Genomic DNA, 23,017 nt, shown 5'->3' with positions numbered 1-23,017 from the left:
TCAGGGACTGGACTTTCCGGTATGCCTCTGGACAATGGAACGTAGGGTCCATTCGGGGAAATCCTTCTGCCTCCAGTAGCATCGTCTACTCCTTAAGTCTGTTTCTCCGGTACGCGTCTGAGCTTCTTACCCGCTGGCTGTTCCCTTCGGCATCCCATGCCCGGTTTTAGCAGATCCGGGGCAGCTCATGGCCCGAAGTGTGTCCTCATACGCGAGGGTGATAGATCTGCGCGTGCGCCGGAGGCATCCCGGAGCGTCCATTCCCTGAATCCCTAGCGAAAGGAGGAATTTCACTTGAAGCTTTTTGTCGGTATTGACGTGAGCTCGCAAGAGCTCGAAGCGTGTTTCATGAACGCTGACGGTGACAAGCTTGAGACACTCACCGTCAAAAACAATTTGAATGGCGCCTCGCACTTGCGTGACCAAATCGTCGCTGCAGCGGACAAGTTGGCCGTCACCGAGATTCACATCGGCTTGGAAGCCACTTCCGTCTACAGCTGGCACCCTGCCATGTACCTGCATCAGGATCCAGCGCTTCGAGAGCGCAAGGCCAAGGTGTTCACCTTGAACCCCAAGCTCATCAGCAAGTTCAGAGAAGCCTATGCGGATATGGACAAGACCGACCGGCTCGACGCCTGGGTCATTGCGGATCGCCTGCGCTTCGGCCGCCTGACGACCACCATCGTCATGCAGGAGCAGTATGTCGCCCTTCAACGCCTCACGCGCATGCGTTTCCACTTGGTCCATAACTTGGCTCGCGAGAAGCAGTACTTCTTGCAGAACCTGTTCTACAAGTGCAATGCGTTTACAACCGAGGTCGACAGCTCCGTGTTTGGCCATGCGCTCATGGAGATGCTCTCCGAGAAGTTCAGCCTCGATGACATCGCCGAGATGGACGTGGCCGATCTGGCCGACTATCTGCGGGACAAGGGACGCAATCGTTTCCCCGATCCCGAGCGGGTCGCCCGCTGCATTCAGCAAGCTGCCCGCGCCTCCTATCGGCTGTCCAAGGTCGTGGAGGATTCGATTGACCTGGTGCTCGGCACCTCCATCGAATCCATCCGCAGCATCCAGAAGCAGCTCAAGGATCTCGACAAAGCGATCGAGCGGGTCCTCGACGGCATTCAAGGCGCTCAGTGCTTGCTGTCAGTGCCCGGCATCGGCAAAGTCTATGCAGCCGGTCTGCTCGGCGAACTCGGCGATATTGAACGGTTCAAGGATCAAGCCGCCGTCGCCAAGTACGCGGGTCTGACGTGGCGCAGGCACCAGTCCGGCGTCTTCGAGGCGGAGGACACCGCCCGCATCAAATCCGGCAACCGATTCCTGCGCTACTACCTCGTTGAAGCTGCCAACTCGGTTAGGATGCGCGATGAAGAATTCGGTGAATATTACCGGAAGAAGTATCACGAAGTGCCCAAGAATCAACACAAACGCGCCCTCGTCTTAACGGCAAGAAAACTCGTGCGTCTGGTCGATGTGCTGCTACGCAGCGGCCAACTCTACACGCCTCGAAGGAAGGTGAATAGCGCCAAGGATTAACGCCTCCTTTGCCTTAGTCCTTCACGAATTCCCAGTAAAAATCTGGTATCTGACATGGTTTTTGGCTGGGTTTGGTTTGATGCGCCCTTTTTTCGTGACTCCGCGCTCAACAGGCACGGGAAATTTCCAATTCGATTAAATCAACAGCTTGACATCATACCGCTGGACTTATCTTAATTAATCCTTGTCGTCGTCGCCTTGGTAGTAGACCCACATAGAAGAGCTGCGGATCACGAGGAGCGTAAAGACGAGAATGATAACAAACAGAATCCAGGACAAGGCTGAAGCGTAACCCATCTCGTAATCCTGAAACGCTTTGTTATACAAATACAGGTTGTAGAACAAGGTTGAGTTCAGCGGCCCGCCGTTCGTCATCACAAAGGCTTGAGTAAAATATTGGAATCCTCCGATAATCCCCATAATCAAATTGAAAAAGATCGTCGGAGAAATCATCGGCAGCGTAATGCTAAAGAAACGACGAAAACGGCCCGCTCCGTCCAACTCGGCCGCTTCATACAGTTCTTCCGGAACTCCCTGCAGACCGGACAAATAAATGATGATGGTGTTGCCGATCCCCCAAATGCCCATAACGATCAGCGCTCCCAGCGCGTAGGAAGGATCCTGCAGCCAAGCTGGTCCCTGGATTCCTACCAAAGCAAGCGCCCGGTTCAAAACACCGTATTCCGGATTAAAAATCATCACCCACATCATCGATACCGCCACCGCCGGAATTACCGAGGGCATAAAATAGATGAGCCGGAACAGCTTCATGCCCCGGGTGCGCATGTTGAGCAGCATGGCAGCAAACAGCGAGAAAATTTGATAGAGAGGGACGGAAATCAACGCAAAAACAAAAGTGACTTTCAAAGACTGAAAAAACAGTTCGTCCTGAAAGATCGCCTTAAAATTATCGAGACCCACCCATTCAATCGATTTAACCCCGGTGATAATGTCCCATCTGCTGAAAGCCAGCAGCAAAGAGAACAGCATAGGGCCAACGGTAAACAGCACAAGTCCAAGCAGCCAGGGAAGGATAAACAAATACCCGGACCATTCTGAATTTGATTTTCGCATGGCGACCTCCTTGATGAGGCGGGTGAAGCGTTTCTCTTGTTTACGCTCCACCCGCCGGGTGTTTATTTCTTATTTGATTTTGCTGTCAACATTTTTGGCTGCCTCATCCAGCGCGCCTTTGACGTCCTGTTTATCCAACAGCATCTTCTCCATCGCCTTCGAAAATTCCTCAACAAAGATAGGGCCGTGCGCCGAACGCATTGTCACCGGCTTCTTCGCGTAGTTCATCATTTCAATGACCGGTTTGTCAGCAACTTCCGTCGCTTTAACCTGCTCCAATTCTGCCACGGTTGCTGGAAGCACCTTGCTGTTCTCGGCGCGGAGCTTTTGAGCGTTTGTTCCCGACAACCACTTCACCAGCTCATAAGCTTCTTGCTTATGTTTGCTGGCCGCATTGATCGCCCAACCGGCGCTGGCGATAATGCTGGTTCTTGTTCCGTCTGGCCCTTTTGGAATCAAAGCGGAGCCGTATTGAACGTCCGATTTATCCAAATCAGATTTAATCCAACGCCCGGTGACCATCATAGCCAGCTTATCGGTCATGAACATGGATGCATCTCCGCCCATCGTTTCCGTATCCTGCGGTGTTGGTGACACGCGGTTCTCTCCTTTGGACAAAGCCACGTATTTCTCCAGCGCAGCCACCGTTTTCTCGTTGTTCATGAACCCTTCCGCTTGCGTTCCGTCTTCATTGGCGATATCCGTTCCATGATCCCAAAGGTAAGTGTAGATCGGATATTCCCATTTCCCAGCGTTAAAGCCGAACTGCGTATATTTGCCGCCTTCTTTCTTCGTCAGCTTCTGGGCGGTGGCGATCAGATCTTCCCAAGTCCAATCATCAGTAGGATACGGAATTTGCGCTTCGTCGAACATCCGCTTGTTGTACCACAGAGCCAGCGGATTGAAGTCTTTCGGCAGATAATATTGCTTGCCGTTAATATTCATATTTTCAATTAAATCCTTCTGAAAAATATCCAATGAAAAAGAGCTGTCATTCTTCAAGTACTCGTCGAGTGGTTCAACGACCCCTTTATCCACGTATTTGAAATAATCGCCTTCTCCAATCAGGAATACGTCAGGAGCCTGACCAGCGGCTAGTGAAGTGGTCAGCTTCGTCCCGTAGCCGTCGCTGGGAATGGGTTCAAACTTTACCTGAATATCCGAATGTGCCGCGTTAAATTCATCTGCCAGTTGCTGCTCGTTAGCTCCCGAGTTCACATCCCCCCAGACGGTGAAGGTCAGATTGACTTTCCCCCCAGATGCGCCTGAATTTCCGCCTGCGGCATTGTCCTTATTACCTCCGCAAGCCGACAGCACCAGTGCGACGATCATGACCAATACCAGTGTCGTATACCCTTTCTTTCTCATTGTTTAGGACCTCCCTGAATAGATTTAATAGGTTTGATATCTATATTGTAATTCTTGGTTGAACCGAATCCGTTGTCCATGCACAAGCAACTCCATCTCGCCCGGCTCCTCTATCCGTATATACAAATTGCTGTGGTCAAGGACAATTTCGAGGCGCCGTCCCTGCCAATAAATCGGGAAGGACAACTCCTCCCATTCCTTCGGCAAACGGGGATTCAAATGAAGCTCGCCGCCCAGCATGCGTACGCCGGCAAATCCCATCACCACGCATTCCCACACGCCCCCAAGCGAAGCGGAATGAACGCCGGCATCGGAAGAATGCATGTAAGGACCGAGATCAATTTCAGCAGCGCGGCGGAACAGCTCATACGCCAGCGTGCAGTCGCCAAGATCATTGGCCAGTATGCAATGCGTTGACATCGACAACGAGGAATCATGCAGCGTTTTTTCTTCGTAGTAATCATAATTGGCTTTTTTCACTTCAGGCTGAAAACGGTCCTCGAGCAGGAAAAACAGCATCAGCACATCCGCCTGCTTCGATACCTGCATTTCCCCGACTTGATCAAGATTATAATCGTCGAAAATACTCCCCACTCTGGCCTGACGTTTATATGGTGTAAGATCAATCTGTTGTTTGAGCAAATACGTGTCATCCTGCGGGATGATCCCTTCGCGATTCGGCTGTGGCAAGTAAAGATGTGCGGCCTTGGCCTCCCATTCAGAAATGGCCTGCTCCAAATTCAGCTTCGCGTTCAAGCATTGGAAGAGTTCCATGTCTTCTTCCTGTAACATGTAGTAATACTGCTTCGCCAATTCGATGTTGAAATGAGCCATGTAATTGGTAAAGGCATTGTTGTCGACATGTTCCTTGTATTCATCCGGGCCAACCACATCGTTGATCTCATAGCGTTGTTTCGCCTCATTCCACTCCAACCGACTTGCCCAGAATGTTGCGGTATCAAAAATCATCTCAAACCCGCATCGGTTCATAAAATCACGGTCTCCGGTTGCCTGGTAATAATGCCATACTGCATAGGCGATATCGGAAGTAATATGCTGTTCGATAAAGCCGGACCAAATCTTCGTCTGCTCCCCGGTAACAACATCTACTGCTCCCCACACTGGCGTCACTTCGCCGTCGCTTGGCCAAGCAGCCTCCCACGGGTACATCGCCCCGGCATATCCGTTTTGGCGCGCCTTAGCCCTTGCCCCTTCAAGTCCCAAGTAACGGTACTCCAGCAGAGAGCGCGCAATCTCCGGATTGGAGTAAATATAGAACGGCAGGATAAAAATCTCAGTATCCCAGAAGGAATGACCTTTATACCCTTCCCCGCTCAGTCCCTTGGCTCCGATACCCATTCGGTGATCATGCGCCGGTGTCATCGCGACCAGATGATAGATGGCAAAGCGCAGAGCCAGCAGATCGAAGCGGCTCTCCGATTTGATTTCGAAATTGTAGCGCTCCCACACCGTGCTCCAAGCAGCCCGATGCCGGCGGAACAGTTCGTCATAGCCGGTCAAGCGCATCTCCTTCAACGTCTTCAGAGCTGTCTGCCGGATCGTTTCCAACGTGGTTCCTTCAGGAAACTCCTTGTCACGGCTCGTATATACTGTCGCCAGCTTCTCACAAACAAGCGTGTCCCCTTCCGCGAGATCGAGGGAGTATGTGACGCCCACCCGCCGGCGGTCTATATCCATTTTCGGCGCAACTTCGGTCTTGCGACCGTTCACCTTCAGTTCATGAACCGCCCCGAGTACAAAATCAATCTTCGACTCCGTCGTCGTCTGAATCAGTTCAAGATACGTTTTGTCATAAATGCGCTTCTCACCCTCATGGAAATGTTGGCTGCCGCTGTTAGTCACCTGTCCGTCAATTCCCGAGCTGATGGAGAGATTCGCGCCTCCCGCCAGCAAGCGAATCTCCACTCGCATCCCGATTTGATGTAAATGGTCCAGAGAGACGAATCGTCGGAACACAAAACCGATTTTCTTGCCGTCGTGCTCCCATACAAAACAGCGAACCAGCTCAGCATCGCGAAGGTTTAATCTCCGCTCGTATACGGTCACAGTGCCAGTCTCTAGGGACAACGGCTTTCCATCAATCCGGATGTCCAATTTGGTTAGATCGGCTGCATTCGGTAATTCGCTGACCTCGAACTCGTCGAACTTATTAAACGTTCCGTTTACAAACAAATTTCTTTTCTCTCCGATATAAGACTCTTCCGTCGCCGATCGAAGCCCCATATACCCATTTCCAAGCGACATGATGGCTTCGCATTTCCCAAGGGCTAACGGATCAAAGCGAACCTCGGAGAATACCCAGTTGTCCAGCTCCTCTGTCGTTTTGGGATTGTAGCATAGCATAAGTCCATTCCTCTCCAAGCTGCAAAATTTGTGTCGTTTGAAAGCGTAATCGAAAACGTTTTCGAATCAAGGACAAAAAATTCGAAAACGATTTCGACCAGAGTAAAATAAAAAAGCAATTGCAAATCGAAAACGTTTTCGAACCCATTATTGCACCTTCACGGACTCTCTGTCAATAACCTCAAACGAAAGAAATTTATGAAATCCTTCGGTTCGATTTTCAAGCATTTTCACAACCTCTTCAAAGGCCGAATATCCGATTTTCTCGAAATCCTGCCGGACCGTCGATAATTTAGGGGTCGTATAGCTGGACAGTACGATGTCGTCAAACCCCATAATCGATAGTCGCTCTGGAATCGAAACACCCAATTCCCGGCAACGGGTCATAAAGCCGATCGCCATCAGATCGCTGGCAGCAAATACCGCCGTCACCTCAGGATGGTTCTGCAGATACGCTTCGGCAGCGTGATAGGCTTCTTCCTCCTTAAAAGCTGCGTCGATCACTCGGTCAGGATCATACGGCAAACCCGCCGTCTCCAAGGCTTGGCGATATCCTTGCAACCGCTGTATACTAACTGCCGCGAAGCTGTGCCCGTTAATCATCCCGATATGCCGATGGCCCTTGCTGATCAGAAATTCTACCGCTCGCTTAGCCGCGTTGACGTTGTCCGTCGAAACAGAGCCGGTCTTCGGCCCAACGACATCCGCATCGACTACCATACAAGGCAATTCGCTGTTCACCAGTTCCTCGAAATAGGGATCTGTTGTCCGGAGGCCTGCAATGACAACCCCGGCAATTTTATTTTCCTGACAAAATTGCCAGTAAGACTTGTCCTGCTGTTCGGACAAACTGCGGGTATAAATGACCACTTCATAGCGATAGTGCTGAGCGGCAGCGTACACCCCGCTCATGATCTGAAACAGCACACCGTCTTTGCCGTTGGCTTGCTCAAAGTTCGAGATGATCAGTGCAATGGTCTTCGTGACCTTATGCTTCAGGTTTTTGGCTAACCGATTGGGAAAATAGTTCAATTCCTGCGCGGCCCGCATCACCTTTTGTCGCGTCGTCTCGCTGACGTCGGGATAACCGTTTAGCGTCTTCGACACAGCGGCAATAGATACGTTAGCCCGCTTGGCAACATCTTTTATCGATACCATCTGCCTCACCACGACTTCATGTATTATTTAGCCGCACAAAAGACCAGCATAGGTCCTCGTGCGGCTTCATGATTTACCTATTTGAAACTTTATACTTCTTCCGGATACATCGATTTCCGCAGGTTTTGAATCTCTTCGCTCTCAAGATATTCGTCGTAAGTCATGACGCGATCAATGATGCCGTTTGGCGTAATTTCAATGATGCGGTTGGCAATCGTTTGGATGAACTGATGGTCATGCGACGTGAAGAGAATCGTGCCATCAAAGTCGATCAACCCGTTGTTGAGCGCCGTAATCGATTCGAGATCCAGGTGGTTGGTCGGCTCATCAAACAGCAGCACGTTGGCGCCGTTCAGCATCATTTTGGCCAGCATACAACGAACCTTCTCCCCCCCGGACAGTACGCTGGCTTTCTTCAGCGCTTCTTCGCCGGAGAACAACATCCGTCCCAGGAAGCCGCGCAGGAACGTTTCGTCCTGATCCTTCGGCGAATATTGGCGCAGCCATTCCACCAGATTGAGATCCACCCCATCGAAATAACGGGAGTTGTCCTTCGGGAAGTAGGCCTGCGAAGTTGTAATCCCCCAGCTGTATTCCCCGCTGTCAGCTTCCAGCTCACCCATGACGATTTGGAACAGCGTCGTTTTCGGCACGCTGTTAGGTCCAACGAAGGCGATTTTATCGCCTTTGTTTACAACGAAGCTGACGTTATCCAAGACCTTTTCGCCTTCGATCGTTTTGGTCAGTCCGTCCACGGTCAGCAGCTGCTTGCCCGCTTCACGCTCTGCCTTAAAGTGAAGAAACGGATATTTCCGGTTGGACGGACGGATATCCTCCAGCGTAATTTTCTCGAGCTGCTTCTTCCGCGAGGTCGCTTGCTTCGATTTCGAGGCGTTCGCCGAGAAGCGTTGAATAAAGGCTTGCAGCTCCTTGATCTTCTCTTCCTTCTTCTTGTTAGCGTCCCGCTGCATTTGCAGCGCCAATTGGCTGGATTCGTACCAGAAGTCGTAGTTGCCGACATACAGCTGGATTTTGCCGAAGTCGATATCCGCGATATGCGTACACACCTTGTTCAAGAAGTGACGGTCATGGGATACGACGATAACGGTGCCTTCATAATCCATCAGGAAGTTCTCCAGCCACTGGATCGATTCAAGGTCCAAGTGGTTAGTTGGTTCGTCCAGGAGCAGGTTATTCGGGCGGCCAAACAGCGCTTGCGCCAACAGCACGCGCACCTTCTCGTTGCCGCTCAGCTCAGCCATCTTCTTATCGTGCAGCTCACGTGGAATGCCAAGACCAATCAGCAATGCCGCTGCGTCCGACTCGGCTTCCCAGCCGTTCAGCTCAGCAAATTCGCCCTCCAGTTCGCCTGCACGCAAGCCGTCCTCTTCGGAGAAGTCGGGTTTGGCGTACAGCGCATCCTTCTCCTTCATGATCGAATACAACCGGCCGTGACCCATAATCACCGTTTCCAGCACGGGGAACTCGTCGTATTCGTAATGGTTCTGCTTGAGGACCGCCAAGCGCTCGCCCGGCGTCATAAACACTTCGCCTTGGTTAGGCTCGATCTCGCCGGACAGAATTTTCAAGAACGTCGACTTGCCCGCCCCGTTCGCCCCGATCAAACCGTAGCAGTTGCCGGGAGTGAATTTTATATTTACATCTTCGAAAAGTGTCCGTTTTCCATACCGGAGCGTCACACCGTTAGTACTGATCATGTTAGGCATTACCATCCTTTTTTCATTTATCGAACTACTGGCTCAATATTATAGCATACATTAGCCCTTAAGTTGAGCGTTGTCAGGATATTGCAAGCTTTGCGCATAAAAATACCCCCAACCTCCACCAAGGAAGGTCAGGGGTAAGAGAGCTTATTCAACCACGGTATAACCTGTGGTGTTCTCCAGAATTTCGACGGAGAAGGTGCTGCCGTCTGCGTTCCGTGTAACGCGAACCGACAAGTGCCCCCCGCCGATAGCGATATGCGTCGCCTCCAGCTGGTTCATGCCTTGCACAAGGAACGGCGACAATGCGATTTCCCTGCGCAGCGCATCGGGGTACAACCCCAGCATCGCCTGCAGGAAGACGATCGACGTGCCGGCTGCCCAAGCTTGCGGCGAGCAAGTCGTCGGGTACGGAACCGGATGCCCCAGCCCCGCGTCATGCCCGCAGAACAGCTCCGGCAAGCGCTGGTACTCGAAGTGTACCGATGCATCCAGCAGTCCCGAGATGACTTGCTCCGCTTCCTGCTTAAGACCAAGCTTGCCAAGGCCAAGCAAGATCATGGCATTGTCATGCGGCCATACGCTGCCGTTATGATAACTCATAGGGTAATAGCCGGTAGATTCTGTACTCATCGTCCGAATACCGTACCCGTTAAACATATCCGGCTTCATCATCCGCGCGGCCTGCGCCTTGGCGCGAGAAGCCTCAGGCATGCCGCTCATCAGCAGATGCCCCGGGTTCGAGCTGACGCTGCGGACTTGGCGCAAATCTTTGTCCAACGCAATCGCGTAGCATTGCTCGTCCTCCATCCAGTAAGCGGACTCGAACCGCGCTTGCAGTTCTTCCGCTTCCGCTGCCAGCCGCCGGGCCGTCTCCGGTTCGCCCATCAACTCGAACAACGGCGCCAGCGAATGCTTCGCCTGGTAGACATACCCTTGCACCTCAGCCAACGCAATCGGTGAATCCGCGTAAGCACCGTTCTCGTGCATAATCGAGTTGGCGGAGTCCTTCCAGCCCTGGTTCGGGAAGCCTTTGTCCGCTTCTTGCTTGTAAGCCATAAACCCGGAGCCCGACCGCATGGATGCGTCGATATAGTCCAGAGCGCGCATAATGTTCGGCCGTAATTCCTCCACCAAGGAGAGGTCACCGGTCCAGCGGTAATATTCGCCGATTAACACAAGGAACAACGGCGTAGAATCAATCGTGCCGTAGTACGGAGAGAACGGCGATTGTTGAGTGGTGACCAGCTCGCCAAAGCGGATCTCATGCATGATTTTCCCTGGCTGTTCGTCTCGCCACGGGTCAACCTTCTCACCCTGATATGCTGCCAACGTTCTTAGTGTCCCAACGGCATGCCGCGGGTTGATCGGGAGCATGAAGAGCGAGGTGATCAGGCTGTCCCGCCCAAAAGGAACCGCAAACCAAGGCAGCCCCGCAACCGTCGTGTCACCATATCCGATATCCGTCGTTAACATTCGCAAGTCCTGCACCCCGCGCCGGTACAATTCATTAAATACCGGGGAATCGGAAGCGATACGGGTGTTGTCCGCATACCATGCCTCGTAAGACTGCTCCAGCCGTTGCAGCCCTTCATCAAAATGAAGCGGCTTGCTCGTTGGAAGCAGCTTGTCCGCCATCGGGACAACTTGAAACGTAACTGACCATGTCTCCTGGATCTTCAAAGACAACGGGAACGTGACCGTCCCGCCGTTATTCACCTGTCCGCCCTCAGCGTCCCAGATGATCCGGGTTTGTCTGGTTTCCTGGTCCGCTCCAAGATACCGGTACGTTATCTCCTGATCCTGGGCGACAACTCCTTCCATCTTCCCAACGTCCCCCGTGCGGTATTTGCGAACCAGGAACATGTCCTGAAAGTCCGCATCGAACGAAACAGACGCATCAAAGGCGACCTCCCGCGGAAAATAATTCGTGAAGGCAATCCGTTCATAAAGTCTGCCATTATAGATGAAGCGGTCGCGCGTAACTTCAATCGCCCCTTCATCCTTGACTTCCTTAATCAGCCGGAAGCTGGCCACATAACTTTTATCGCCTGCGGAGGACAGAAGCACAGGTTTCGCGCCGTCCACCTCCAGCTCAAAGCGGCTTAAGAAACGCGTATCATGCGCGTATAATCCATGTCCCTGTTCATTGTCTCGGCCGATATCGCCGTTCAAATCGGAGAGCATAAACAGCTCCCCTTCTTTGATTACGCGGTAATCCATCATTAGCCTCCTTAAGTTGTATAATCAACCTTTAATGCCAGCGTTTGAAATGCCCTCGATATACTGCCGCTGGAACAGGAAGAAGAAGAGAATAATCGGCAGCGTCGCTAGCACGACACCTGCCATGATCAACGACGTATTTTCGAAAAATTGATCCTTCACACTGTTCAGACCTACGACAAGTACGTACATATCCGGCTGATTTGTCAGCGTACTTGGAATCAGATAACTGTTCCAGGTTCCGGCAAATGCCAATATAGCCATCGTAATCAGCGGCGAACGAGCCAGCGGATAAACAATCTTCCAGAAAGCACCCATTTTCGTCAAGCCGTCAATCCGGGCTGCTTCCAAAAATTCGTTAGGCACCGAAATAAAGAACTGTCGCAGCATAAAAATATACAGCCCTTGATACAGGAAGGGGACGGTCAAAGCCCAGAACGTGTTAAGCCAGCCCAGTTGTGCCATGTTCACGTAAACCGGGATCAAGATCATATGGTACGGCACCATCATCGTAGCAACCACAATCCAGTAAATCACCGATTTGCCCCGGAATTTCAGCTTGGCGAGGGCAAAACCGGCCATCGGGTTAATGACCATATTCCCCAGAATGACCACGCCGGTCATAATGATCGTGTTCAGAAACCAGCGCGGAACATTATAAGCTTCATTCGTAAAAAACATTTTGAAGTTATCCAGCGTCCAGTTTGCCGGTGACGTGATTGTATTTACAAAACGCATCGGCACTACGGAAGAATACAACGTATAAATAAAAGGGACGGCAAACAGAAGCCCTAAAATAATCATGCCAAGGTAAAGGAGCGTTCGACCTATGCGCTTACGACTATTCATGTTCTCACTCCTTCCCGTCCAAGAATTTTTTTTGCAGATAAGTAATCAGCATAATAATGATAAAGAACAGAACAACGGCTGCACTGCCGTACCCGATGTTCATGTAACGGATCCCGTGTTGATAGAAGTAGGTAACGACCGTGCTCGTGGCGCCAGCCGGCGTCCCCAGCGACCCGTACCGAGAAATGGCGGCGATTTGGTCATAGATTTGAAATCCGGCAATCGTAGACACCGAAACGATAAAGAACGTCACCGGCTTGAGCGAAGGCACCGTGATATAGCGGAACTTATTCCACTTTGAGGCGCCATCAATCTCGCTTGCTTCGTACAAATCTTTAGGAATTTCCTGCAGGCCGGACAGATAGACGATCATCGTAAACCCAGCTTGCTGAAAAATAAACAGAATGCACACAAACAGCAGCGCATACTTCGTATCGGCGTACCAGGTGACATTGCCGAATCCCAGCGTACCGAAGAAATTCGTCAGGAACGTCCCTTGCTTAAACAGCATCATGAAGACGGTCGTAATCGCAATTTGCGAAGTAATGTAAGGCAGGAAGAAGACCGTCCGAAAGATGCCCTTGCCCTTCAGCTTCTGGTTGACAAGCAAGGCTAGGAATAATCCAAGAATCGTCTGCAGCGGGATCGAAACGACCACGATCTCCAGGGAATGAAGCAAGGCGCGAAAGAACTCCCGGTCATGAAGAATTTCCACATAGTTGCTTAATCCGATAAACTTGGCTTGATCCAGCGAAGCAAAGTTGGCATCCTGAAAGCTTCTGACAAAAGACTGAATGAAAGGGTATAAAAACCACCAAGCCCATAAAAGTAAAAAAGGCAGGGTAAACAACCAGCCTAATGTCAGATCCGAATCGGCCATGGAACGAAACACGGATTGCCTATTTTTACTGGTTTTCACGGGTAGCACCTCTTTTCTGCGTTTTGGTCGATGAAGTAAAAAAGGTACCGCTCCCTCTGAAACATGCCTGTTCAGGAGAGAGCGGCTGCTATTCAATAAGCGAATGAAACTTAGTTAAACTGACTTTGAATATCGTCAAGAATTTGCTGCGCCGTCTTGCCGGATCCACCAAGGATCAGGGCTTCCAGCTCTTGCACAAGCGCATCGGTAAAGCGTTTCGTATCTGTTGGATATTCGAAGTCCGTGCTGTATTCCAGCGCTGGCTTCAATGCGCTGAATTCCGGGTTTTTCTCGAAGTATTGGCCGGACAGCGAAGTTAATGCCGGGTTAAAGCCCAACTCCATAAAGGCTTTTTGCGTTTCGTCGTTTGTCATGTAGTAAGCCGCTTTCAGCGCTGCCTCTTTGTTCTTGGCGTCCTTCAGCACGATATAAGCGTCAGAGCTCATCGTGCTGCCATTGGTCGTCCCTTTCGGAATCGGCAAAGCCACATATTTGAGATCCGGATTTGCGTCCTTCAGGTAACCCTTGTACCAATAACCGCCGGTGCTCATTGCACCTTTCTGGTTGCTGAATACCTCGCCGTCCCAACCAAAGCCCAGGGACTTCGGCGTAACCGCAATCCCTTCTTTATACATATCAATGATCAGTTCCAGCGCTTTGACGTTTTCTGGGGAGTTGATCGTTTTACCATAGCCCCAACCGCCGCCGAAGCTCTTCACATAGTTGGTGATATGGAAAGCATCCAGGTTCACAATGATGCCTTTTACATCGCCTTTATTCAGCACCTTGGCTGCTTGAATCACTTCATCCCAGGTTGTTGGGTAAGCGCCAAGCCCCGCATCTTTCCACAACTTCTCATTGATCAGGAACATCGCAGGCATGTCTGTATTCGGAATGCCGTACATTTTGCCGTCCACGTTCCAAATGTTCTTCGAGGATTCCGGGAAGCGGCTCATATCGATGCCCGTGCTTTGAATCAGATCATCGATAGGGGTAAACAGATTTTTGTTGATGTACTCATACGCGCCTTCATTGGACATCTTGATAAAGTCCGGTGCAACGCCCGCGGCGATTTCACCCGGCAACGTATTCCAGAACTGTTCACTGCTTGGGTACTGCTTGATCTTCAATTCAATATCCGGGTAAACCGTGTTGATCTTATCGGCTGCGTCTTGGTAGATCGCCAAATCTTGGGCGGTGCCCCAGAAGCCGAAGTTCACGGTGACTTTTTGTCCTGACTTAGTCCCGCTTCCTTCTGTATTATCAGCGGTTTTGCTGCTTCCGCAAGCGGTCAAGCCTACGACAGCGGCAAGACACAAAATCAGCAGAGCTGATAGTGTTCTTTTTCTAGCTTTCATGTTGTTGCCTCCCTTTTGATAACTTCTATCTTTCTTGCTCCTTAAGCATAAACACCCCTAAAAACAAAAAAAATTAATCAAATATTGATTAATTTTAGATTTTCGCCTCGATTTCGAGTTGATTGTGTCAGGCGATGGTATGAGTTTTTAATATAATCACACTTTTTTATCTGATTTATGCTTCTTTTTTATCCTTCTTCATTGCGGTATTGCTTCGGGGACACTCCTGTATACTTGCTAAATACGATGGCAAAATGCGCCTGATTGCTAAACCCCACTTTCTCAGCGACCTCGTAAATTTTGTAACGGTAATCTTTTAGCAGCTCTTTGGCTTTGTTAATACGCAGTTCATTAATATAATCAAACAAGCCTTGCCCTACTTCTTCTTTAAACAGACGGCTGACATAATTCGGGCTAACTTGGAACAGGTCGGCGAACAACTTCAGGGACAAGCTGTCTTGATAATGATGCTCAATGTACTCCAAAATATGACGGGTCAACTGGCTGTACCCTTTGAAAGAAGCGTTGATCTCTCCGCCAAGCCGTTGTTCAAAGACAGTCCGGTAAGCACTCGACATTTGCACGAAATCTTCAAAACCCCCGTGATCGCCGAGATCTTCCTCCGTTTTCCCGTTGCGGCCCATCATAAACAGCAGGCCTTCATAGACTTTCTGTACTTCTGTCTCATCCAAACACTCTTCCGAACGGATCAGATTCTCCCAACGTGACAACACATCCATGAACTTCTCGTGGGCATGCTCAGCCAAGGCGGATTTCATTTGCTGCACATAAGCATCCGCTTGATTCAATGCCGCCTCACTTCGCTCCTTCTGGTGGCTGTAATAGAAAATCAAGGTTTCCGGGTGGTAAAAATGGTGCGATAACGCTTGCAGCGCTTGTTTGTACGCCAAGGGCACTTGCTCGAAGCGATCCACCCAATCGCTGACGCCGAGCACAATATCGATATTTACGAAACGCTTCAGCGTCGAACTGATCCGCTGCACGATGTCGTTCACGCGCGTTAGCGAAGCAAGCAGACTCTTCAGTTCGCTGTTGCTGATCAGAAGAGCGTACATCCGCTCGGTTAATGGCAGGAACTCGATCTCCCGCTCCGCCGAAACGACTTCGTTCACCATATTTTGCACGGTGTTCCCAAGGACGGTCTGCGACGATTCGCTGTATCGTTGCAGCACCTTGTCATAGTTTTTGATTTTGAACAACACGACGTAGATATTGCCTTCTTTCAACCGCGTTTCCGAAAGCTCATGCCGGGTGCCCGTCCCGTTCAGCAAGCCGATAAGCACCTGTTCCTTGTGATTGGTCACCTTTGGAGAGTGCGAAGGAGCGGACATTCCGAGTTGCTCCCGGATATTCTGCAGCATGCCAATCAACTCCCGGTCATTCATGTCCGGTTTATGAAAATAATCGAGCGCCCCGAGCTTCATCGCTTCCTTCACAAACCCGAAATCGTCAAAGCTGCTCAGGACCACCACTTTAACGGGCAGCTCCTGCTCTTTAATCCGGCGCAGCACTTCAAGCCCGTCCATTCTCGGCATCTTGATGTCCAGCAGCACAACATCCGGTTGCTCGCTGACGATGAGCCGCAACGCCTCATCTCCATCTCCGGCTTCGCCGATGATCTCCACGCCTTGGGCCTGCCAGTCGATCGCCGATTTAATGCCGATTCGCACCAGCGGCTCATCGTCTACAATCAACATTCTCATTTGCTGTCCCTTCCCCCTGCCGTATCATTTCGAATGACTGGAACGCGTATCAGCGCCACCGTTCCTCCCTGCCTTCCGGGAGCAATCCATAAGCCATAACCCGGTCCAAAGTGCAGCCGAATCCGGCTTCGAATATTTTGAAGGCCAATCGAGTTAAACCCATCTCTGGAGACTTTCTTATATCCCGGCTTGGCCTGTAACTCGCCTTCTTCCGGGAACCCCCGGCCGTTGTCCGCGACTTCCACGTACAAGTCGCCTTGCCGTTCATAAATGGAAATGTTCAGCATGCCTTTATAATCAATTCCCTCAAAGCCATGAAAAATCGCATTTTCCACCAGGGGCTGAATCAGGAATTTCAAGGTTTGATACTCGATAACTGCTGGATCAATCGAATAGGTCACCTCAAACTTGTTGAAGTACCGGAAATCCAGGATTTTGGCATAGCTTTGGACAAATCCGACTTCCTCAGCGATGAGCACCAAGTTCTCATCCGTCTTCATGCTAAACTTCATCACGGATGCGAAGGCTTGCAGCGCCTCCTCAATTCCGGATGCGCCCTGGACTTTAGCCATCCACTTGATAACATTCAGCGTATTGTAAATAAAATGCGGGCGGATTTGCGATTGCAGCGCGTCCATCTCCAGCTTGCGCTTCTCTTCCTCCTTCTCGTAAATCCGCGTAATCAAACTGCGAATTTCCTGCAGCATTAGATCAACCGTACTACTGATTACCCCAACCTCATCGCTTTGCTGCGTATCGAACCGGACATCAAGTTGGCCCTGGGCGACCAGCTTCATTTTGCGGTTCAGCACGGCCAATGGCTTTAGAATTCGCGCTGCGATCCGCAGGGAGATCAGGATCGACAGGATTAGCAGCAGCAAGAGCGTACCAGCCATAATGGCAACCAACTGGTACACAATGGAGTAGATGTCGTCCTTTGCAATCAATGTCACCGCATGCCATTCGGCCACCTGAGACGGAGAAGAGATCAGATACAGCTTTTGATTAATCCACATTCGGGTCGTACCGGTCCGGCCGGACGGCTCCTCCTGAAAGCCGCTCCCAAACGCGGCGGAAGCCGCTTTGCCAATCTCCCCGCCATTGGAGCTTTGGATAATTCGCTGATCTTCATCCAGCAAATAGAAGTTGGATGCTTCCGCGAACGCCGTATTACTCCACAACGTCTTCAGCTTGTCCGCAGAAATGTTGAAGACAATAAATCCGAGTCGTTCCTTCGTATACGGGTCCATAATAGCTCGGCCCGCGGATACAACCGGAAGTCGGTGCGGCGATAGCAGCTCATCGTAATGAATGCCGGTCGTGATAAACTGCCCGTTCCCTTCTCTAATTTTGCGGATAAACGGCTCCTGCAAATAGGTGGTTTTGAAATATTGATAATTGATATACTCACGGGTGCTGCGGCCGATAATCGACTGATCATGCTCATGGTAAATAACGACCGAATCCACCAAATCAGAATATAGCATGATCCCGCTTTGAATCAATCCGTTCACCTTATCGAAGTCCCTGCCGCGTTCCAGCAACGGATAAGGGACTTGGTTGTAGTCCTTCTTCATAATTTGGTACACGCTTTGCTCCTGAATGGGAAACATAGACAACCTTTGCAGCGGCTGCAGGGACGTATCAATATTGGTCACGATCTGCTTGTTGTTCTCCACCGCCGCATCCAGCATCACGTTACGGTTGTTGTTAACATATATCCATGACACAATCCCGGCGACCAAAGTGAGCGGGATCAAGATAAAGACAGAAAAGGCAGCGATCAGTTTCTTCTCCAAACTCAGCTGTGACAGTTTCTGCCGGATGAATTTTATTATCATTATGATCTCTCCAGTATGGATCTCCCCGCTCCGCTGGTACGAAATTGCTTTGGCGTCATCCCGACAAATTCCTTAAACAATCGGGTATAGTAACTCTGATTGCAAAATTTAAAATGGAATGCGACTTCGGAAATGGAGCGGTTCGTATAGATAAGCATGTACTTCGACTCTTCTATCTTACGGCTGTTAATATATTTCATCAGCGGCACGCCGGTTTCCCGGCGAAAACGATCGGACAAATAACTGGGATGTACACCGAGGTGATCCGCAATATACGGCAAGGTCAAATCGTCAAAAATATGCTGCCGGATATAATGAATCGCCAGCTTCACCAGATGAGAGTACGGCAGTTCTTCTCTCTCCCGCTGAATGGTCATCACGAACTGCACCAGCATTTCGTATTCGAATTGGGCCAGCGCTTCAAGATCGTTCAGCTTTTCGATCTCCAATATTAGAGTATCACTTAGGTGAAAAGCAATCTCCGGATCGACCCCGCCCTGAATGATGGCTCTTGTAAACAAAGTGCAGGAGGCGATGAGAGCATTTTTTTTGGAGCGCAGCGGATAGGTGGCCAGCACCGCCCCTTCAAGCTCGTTGATCTTCCGCATCACCTGAAGGGCTGTGGCTTCGTCGCCCATCCGGATCGCTTCCAGCAGTTCCTGTTCGTAGTCTACCGGTGGATGAACAAAACGATCCTGAAGTACCTGCATTTTTGATGATTGATAATAAGCTTGACCTTGTTGAAAGTTCATCTTTATCCCACCTAAAAATTTTGACAAAAATCTAAAGAATTTAGTATTACATTATCGCTTTCGGTTCTAAAATTCAATCATAACAACTTGGAGGGATCGAACAACCATGACTTGGAAAATAACGAATTCGGACGTTTCACAGCCTGAGCTGTTGAATATGGAAAGTATCTTTGCACTGGGCAACGGGTATTTGGGGGTGCGAGGCAACTTTGAAGAAGGCTACGGCGAGCAAATGACCAGCATTCGCGGCACTTACCTCAACGCATTCCACGATGTGATTGAGGTTCCTTATGGCGAGAAGCTGTTTGCTTTTCCTGAAACACAACAGAAACTGGTGAACAACATCGATGCTCAAACGGTGCTGATCTATTTCGGCGAGGAGGAAGAGCCGTTCCGTCTGGATCAGGGCACATTCACGGAATTTCAACGGACGTTGCATATGGATCAGGGATTCTCGGAGCGAAGCGTGCATTGGACATCTCCAACTGGCAAAGAAGTGCGTCTAACCTTCCGCCGTCTCGTCTCCTTTACGCACCGTGAATTGTTTGCTATTCATATCAAGCTGGAGCCGATCAATTTTAACGGACCAGTCAAAATCGTCTCTACGCTAAATGGGAACGTCAAGAACTACACCAATCCCAACGATCCGCGGGTTGGAGCAGGCCATGCGGAACGGATGACGGTGGTGGACAACGGAACGCGAGGCGATTACAGCTACGTCGTGGACGGAACGATGGTTTCCAAAATGAGAGCTGCATGCGTCACCCGCCATCAGTTAACTGCCGATGCAGCGATCACGCTGGATACCAAGCCGGGGGAAATCGTTTATACGGCAACCTTTACTTTGAACGGAACGGTTGAATTTGCCAAATTCAACGTATATACGGACACGCTCCGCCATGGTGAAAGATTCCTGGAGCAGGCGTTTGACCTGCATGAGCGCCTGTCCAACTTATCCTTTAGCGATTTGCTTGCTGAGCAGACGGCATATCTGAACGATTACTGGAAATCAGCTGACGTTATCATTCAGAACGACGATCAGCTGCAGGAAGGCATCCGCTTCAACCTGTACCAGTTGCTGCAATCCGCCGGTCGGGACAAGTACAGCAACATCGCCGCCAAAGGCTTAAGCGGAGAAGGATACGAAGGCCATTACTTTTGGGATACAGAGATTTATATGTTCCCCGTATTTTTGATGACTCAGCCTGAGCTGGCCCGTCAGCTGCTCTTGTACCGTTACTCCATCCTGGACGATGCCAGAGCGAGAGCCCGGGAAATGGGACACCGCAAAGGCGCGTTGTTCCCTTGGCGCACCATTTCAGGGACCGAATGCTCCTCGTTCTTCCCGTCGGGTACAGCGCAATATCATATCAGCGCAGACATCGCCTACAGCTATGTGCAATACTACCTTGCTACGCAGGATCGGGATTTCCTGCTGAATTACGGTGCGGAAGTGCTGATCGAAACGGCGCGGTTATGGGCCGAGATCGGTCATGAATACAACGGAGCCTTTCACATTGATGAAGTCACCGGGCCGGATGAATATACCTGCTGCGTGAACAACAACTACTATACCAATGCAATGGCCAAGCATAATTTGAAATGGGCGGCCAAAAGCTGCGCGATCCTGAAGGACTACGATCCTGCTGGCTATCATACGCTGTGCGAGAAGCTTGGCGTCACGGACGACGAAATCGCGGCTTGGGAAGCGGCAGCAGCAGCGATGTTCCTGCCGTATGATGAAGCGCTGGGCATCAATCCGCAGGATGATACATTCCTGCGCAAGGCGGTTTGGGATTTTGCCAATACGCCAAAAGAAAACTATCCGCTGTTGCTGCACTACCATCCGTTGACCATTTATCGGTACCAAGTGTGCAAACAGGCGGACACCGTGCTGGCCCATTTCTTGCTGGAGGACGAGCAGTCCCTGGAGACGATCCGCCGTTCCTACGATTATTACGAACGGATTACGACCCATGACTCCTCCTTGTCCTCGTGTATCTTCAGCATCATGGCGGCCAAGATCGGCAATTTGGACAAAGCTTATGAGTATTTCATTGAAACGGCGCGGTTGGATCTGGACAACACACATGGCAATACGAAAGATGGTTTGCATTTGGCGAACATGGGCGGAACTTGGATGTCGATCGTGTACGGCTTTGCCGGCATGCGGCTGAAAGAAAGCGGTCTGTCCCTGGCCCCGGCGATTCCGCGGGATTGGGAGCAATATGCCTTCCGCCTGACGTTCCGCGACCGCCTGATCTCCGTGCGAATTGAAAAAGAAGACGTCATCTTGGAGCTGATCGAAGGCGAAGCCATCGACCTGCAATTGTACGGGGAAACCTTGACATTGCATCCAGATCGCGCGGTTTCTCGCCCGTTGGCAACCCTTGAATTACAGAGTTAAGAAGGAGCGGTTAAAATGAAATCTTTGCAAGCAGTCATCTTTGATTTGGACGGAGTCATTACGGACACCGCCGAGTATCACTACCAAGCGTGGAAAGCCATTGCCGAAGAGTTGAACATACCCTTTACACGCGAGTTTAATGAAAACCTGAAGGGCGTGTCCCGCCTTGATTCTTTGAAGCTGTTGCTCAGCCAAGCAACAACTCCCGTTCAATACAGCGATGTGGAGATGGAGGAACTGGCAACACGCAAGAACAACCTTTACGTCAAGTTAATCGAAAAAATCACCCCAGCCGACCTGTTGCCGGGAATTTCGGAATTCCTCACCGAACTGCGGGAGGCCGGGATTAAGACCGGGATCGCCTCCGCCAGCAAAAACGCCCGAACCGTCTTGGACGGTCTGGGCGTGACCAGCTGGTTTGATGTGACTGTGGACGTCACCCGCTTAAAGAACAATAAGCCGGATCCGGAGATTTTCCTGACTGCGGCGGCCCAGCTTAAGGTAGAGCCGTCGGCCTGCATCGGCGTGGAGGACGCTGTTTCCGGAGTCGACGCGATTAAGGCAGCGGGCATGTTCGCTGTCGCCATCGGCGATGCCAAGCAGTTCCCAAAAGCCGACATCGTGCTGCCTAGCACCGCCAAGCTCAGTTTGCGGAATCTGATGGAGCAGTTTGCTGTTCGCGTGTAAAGCAGCTAGAGCAGCCTGTTACTCCTCTGGCAATCGCAGCGTTTCCCCGTGATGCAGCAGTCGAATCGTCTCCTCGGAGAAGCCTAAGCGGACCCGCTCCTTCTCCAAACGGTCCAGCGCCTCCTGCGCGGTATCATCGGCGAGCCGGAAGGTGCCGTAATGCATCGGAATCATCAGCTTCGCCTTGACGTCAACGAACGCTTGCAGCGCCTCCTCCGGCGTCGTATGCTGGCTGGTCATGAACCATTCCGGCTCATAAGCGCCGATCGGCAGCAACGCCACATCGATCTGATAGCGTTCGCCGATTTCGGCAAATCCGCGGAAATAACCGCTGTCTCCGGCAAAATAAATGACCGGCGGTTTCTTCTCCGCCTCGCTTGGCACCGGCTCCAGGACGTAGCCGCCCCAATGAGACGTATTCGTATCAAATGGCGTGCGGCGCGTCCAGTGCTGAGTCGGGACAAAGGAGATGTCTACCTCCCCAATCCTTATCCGTTCCCACCAGCTCATTTCATGGACGTTGTAGAACCCTTTCCGCCACATTTTCCGCCCCAGACCAACTGGGACAATGATAGTCGTATCTTTGTGATAAATCCGACGAATCGAAGCAAAATGCATATGATCATAATGGGAATGAGATATCAAGATCACATCGATGGGCGGCAGTTGATGAATGGGGATTCCCGGCTCGGTGAGCCGGCGTTGAAATCCCATCCGCATCGCCCAGACGGGATCGGTAACGATATTCAACCCTTGATATTGGATCAGAAACGTCGAATGACCGATCCACGTAATCGTGCTCTCTTCCCGGTTCGCCTGCAAATAATCGAGCTCCGGCGGCTTATTGGGAATCAGGAAGGAATAGTCCTTCTTTTTTCTGCGCCGTTCTTCCCGAAGCTGCTTAAATTGCTTTAACGTTTTGTCGGTGCTGACATTATCGAGGTTGTTGTAGCGCATTCTTCTTGGCATCGCTCCAGTGACTCCTCTCCGCATTACTTTCGCTCTCTCTATCATTCATTCTAGACCAATC

16 protein-coding genes are annotated in these 23,017 nt (G+C 50.8%); 3 read left to right on the top strand and 13 right to left on the bottom strand.

The genetic code is table 11. The annotated features are described in order from the left end of the window. Positions 1-294 precede the first annotated feature (294 nt). A complete protein-coding gene (locus C812_RS00990) occupies positions 295-1,539 on the top strand; it encodes an IS110 family RNA-guided transposase (RefSeq protein ID WP_016310842.1) in 1,245 nt (414 codons plus the stop codon). Between the two features lie 177 nt (positions 1,540-1,716). On the opposite strand, the gene C812_RS00985 is transcribed toward C812_RS00990, so the two are convergent. From C812_RS00985 to C812_RS00930, 12 genes are all read right to left on the bottom strand, one after another. After that, the gene (locus tag C812_RS00985) at positions 1,717-2,613 is read right to left on the bottom strand and encodes a carbohydrate ABC transporter permease (protein WP_016310841.1); all 897 of its coding nucleotides are present in this window, start codon (positions 2,611-2,613) and stop codon (positions 1,717-1,719) included. A gap of 69 nt (positions 2,614-2,682) precedes the next feature. After that, positions 2,683-3,981 carry an ABC transporter substrate-binding protein gene (locus tag C812_RS00980; RefSeq protein ID WP_016310840.1) on the bottom strand — a complete coding sequence of 433 codons (1,299 nt, stop codon included), beginning with the start codon at positions 3,979-3,981 and terminating at the stop codon, positions 2,683-2,685. 24 nt (positions 3,982-4,005) lie between these two features. Further along, positions 4,006-6,345 (bottom strand): glycoside hydrolase family 65 protein, encoded by a 2,340-nt coding sequence (locus C812_RS00975; RefSeq protein WP_016310839.1) that lies wholly within the window; start codon positions 6,343-6,345, stop codon positions 4,006-4,008. 147 nt (positions 6,346-6,492) lie between these two features. After that, positions 6,493-7,503: a LacI family DNA-binding transcriptional regulator gene (locus C812_RS00970; RefSeq protein WP_016310838.1), complete on the bottom strand. Its 1,011-nt coding sequence runs from the start codon at positions 7,501-7,503 to the stop codon at positions 6,493-6,495. Positions 7,504-7,592: 89 nt separating this feature from the next. After that, a complete protein-coding gene (locus C812_RS00965; RefSeq protein WP_028539001.1) occupies positions 7,593-9,221 on the bottom strand; it encodes an ABC-F family ATP-binding cassette domain-containing protein in 1,629 nt (542 codons plus the stop codon). A gap of 153 nt (positions 9,222-9,374) precedes the next feature. Further along, complete coding sequence (locus C812_RS00960) at positions 9,375-11,450, bottom strand: amylo-alpha-1,6-glucosidase (protein ID WP_016310836.1); 2,076 nt, start codon at positions 11,448-11,450, stop codon at positions 9,375-9,377. Positions 11,451-11,474: 24 nt separating this feature from the next. Further along, positions 11,475-12,299 (bottom strand): carbohydrate ABC transporter permease, encoded by an 825-nt coding sequence (locus tag C812_RS00955; protein ID WP_016310835.1) that lies wholly within the window; start codon positions 12,297-12,299, stop codon positions 11,475-11,477. A gap of 4 nt (positions 12,300-12,303) precedes the next feature. Next, complete coding sequence (locus tag C812_RS00950) at positions 12,304-13,179, bottom strand: carbohydrate ABC transporter permease (RefSeq protein ID WP_309599158.1); 876 nt, start codon at positions 13,177-13,179, stop codon at positions 12,304-12,306. 149 nt (positions 13,180-13,328) lie between these two features. Next, positions 13,329-14,576, bottom strand: coding sequence for an ABC transporter substrate-binding protein (locus C812_RS00945; protein ID WP_016310833.1), 1,248 nt, complete (start codon positions 14,574-14,576; stop codon positions 13,329-13,331). Positions 14,577-14,764: 188 nt separating this feature from the next. Further along, complete coding sequence (locus tag C812_RS00940; protein WP_016310832.1) at positions 14,765-16,300, bottom strand: response regulator transcription factor; 1,536 nt, start codon at positions 16,298-16,300, stop codon at positions 14,765-14,767. After that, entirely contained in the window at positions 16,297-18,141 is a 1,845-nt protein-coding gene (locus tag C812_RS00935) for a cache domain-containing sensor histidine kinase (RefSeq protein WP_016310831.1), read from the bottom strand. The genes C812_RS00940 and C812_RS00935 overlap by 4 nt, the downstream gene beginning before the upstream one ends. After that, positions 18,141-18,893 carry a helix-turn-helix domain-containing protein gene (locus C812_RS00930; RefSeq protein ID WP_016310830.1) on the bottom strand — a complete coding sequence of 251 codons (753 nt, stop codon included), beginning with the start codon at positions 18,891-18,893 and terminating at the stop codon, positions 18,141-18,143. The genes C812_RS00935 and C812_RS00930 overlap by 1 nt, the downstream gene beginning before the upstream one ends. 106 nt (positions 18,894-18,999) lie before the next feature. Between C812_RS00930 and C812_RS00925 the strand changes: the two genes are divergently transcribed. Both C812_RS00925 and pgmB read left to right on the top strand, forming a co-directional pair. Then, on the top strand, positions 19,000-21,300 hold the full coding sequence (locus C812_RS00925) for a glycoside hydrolase family 65 protein (RefSeq protein ID WP_016310829.1): 2,301 nt from the start codon (positions 19,000-19,002) through the stop codon (positions 21,298-21,300). Between the two features lie 15 nt (positions 21,301-21,315). Next, positions 21,316-21,987, top strand: coding sequence for a beta-phosphoglucomutase (gene pgmB / locus C812_RS00920; RefSeq protein ID WP_016310828.1), 672 nt, complete (start codon positions 21,316-21,318; stop codon positions 21,985-21,987). Between the two features lie 18 nt (positions 21,988-22,005). On the opposite strand, the gene C812_RS00915 is transcribed toward pgmB, so the two are convergent. Beyond that, positions 22,006-22,956, bottom strand: a complete 951-nt coding sequence (locus C812_RS00915) for an MBL fold metallo-hydrolase (RefSeq protein ID WP_016310827.1) — start codon at positions 22,954-22,956, stop codon at positions 22,006-22,008. Positions 22,957-23,017 lie beyond the last annotated feature (61 nt).

The sequence above is a fragment of the Paenibacillus barengoltzii G22 genome, assembly GCF_000403375.2.
In the GTDB taxonomy this organism is placed as follows: Bacteria; Bacillota; Bacilli; order Paenibacillales; family Paenibacillaceae; genus Fontibacillus; species Fontibacillus barengoltzii.
The sequence above is the reverse complement of the archived record's forward strand: the minus strand, read 5'-3'. Positions and strand labels throughout refer to the sequence as shown.

Bases quoted from the DNA above. Each gene is read 5' to 3' on its own strand.
- C812_RS00970 (WP_016310838.1), bottom strand. From the start codon at position 7,503: ATGGTATCGATAAAAGATGTTGCCAAGCGGGCTAACGTATCTATTGCC.
- C812_RS00960 (WP_016310836.1), bottom strand. From the start codon at position 11,450: ATGGATTACCGCGTAATCAAAGAAGGGGAGCTGTTTATGCTCTCCGAT.
- C812_RS00935 (WP_016310831.1), bottom strand. From the start codon at position 18,141: ATGATAATAAAATTCATCCGGCAGAAACTGTCACAGCTGAGTTTGGAG.
- C812_RS00945 (WP_016310833.1), bottom strand. From the start codon at position 14,576: ATGAAAGCTAGAAAAAGAACACTATCAGCTCTGCTGATTTTGTGTCTT.
- pgmB (WP_016310828.1), top strand. From the start codon at position 21,316: ATGAAATCTTTGCAAGCAGTCATCTTTGATTTGGACGGAGTCATTACG.
- C812_RS00930 (WP_016310830.1), bottom strand. From the start codon at position 18,893: ATGAACTTTCAACAAGGTCAAGCTTATTATCAATCATCAAAAATGCAG.
- C812_RS00985 (WP_016310841.1), bottom strand. From the start codon at position 2,613: ATGCGAAAATCAAATTCAGAATGGTCCGGGTATTTGTTTATCCTTCCC.
- C812_RS00950 (WP_309599158.1), bottom strand. From the start codon at position 13,179: ATGGCCGATTCGGATCTGACATTAGGCTGGTTGTTTACCCTGCCTTTT.
- C812_RS00940 (WP_016310832.1), bottom strand. From the start codon at position 16,300: ATGAGAATGTTGATTGTAGACGATGAGCCGCTGGTGCGAATCGGCATT.
- C812_RS00975 (WP_016310839.1), bottom strand. From the start codon at position 6,345: ATGCTATGCTACAATCCCAAAACGACAGAGGAGCTGGACAACTGGGTA.
- C812_RS00965 (WP_028539001.1), bottom strand. From the start codon at position 9,221: ATGATCAGTACTAACGGTGTGACGCTCCGGTATGGAAAACGGACACTT.
- C812_RS00925 (WP_016310829.1), top strand. From the start codon at position 19,000: ATGACTTGGAAAATAACGAATTCGGACGTTTCACAGCCTGAGCTGTTG.
- C812_RS00980 (WP_016310840.1), bottom strand. From the start codon at position 3,981: ATGAGAAAGAAAGGGTATACGACACTGGTATTGGTCATGATCGTCGCA.
- C812_RS00915 (WP_016310827.1), bottom strand. From the start codon at position 22,956: ATGCCAAGAAGAATGCGCTACAACAACCTCGATAATGTCAGCACCGAC.
- C812_RS00955 (WP_016310835.1), bottom strand. From the start codon at position 12,299: ATGAATAGTCGTAAGCGCATAGGTCGAACGCTCCTTTACCTTGGCATG.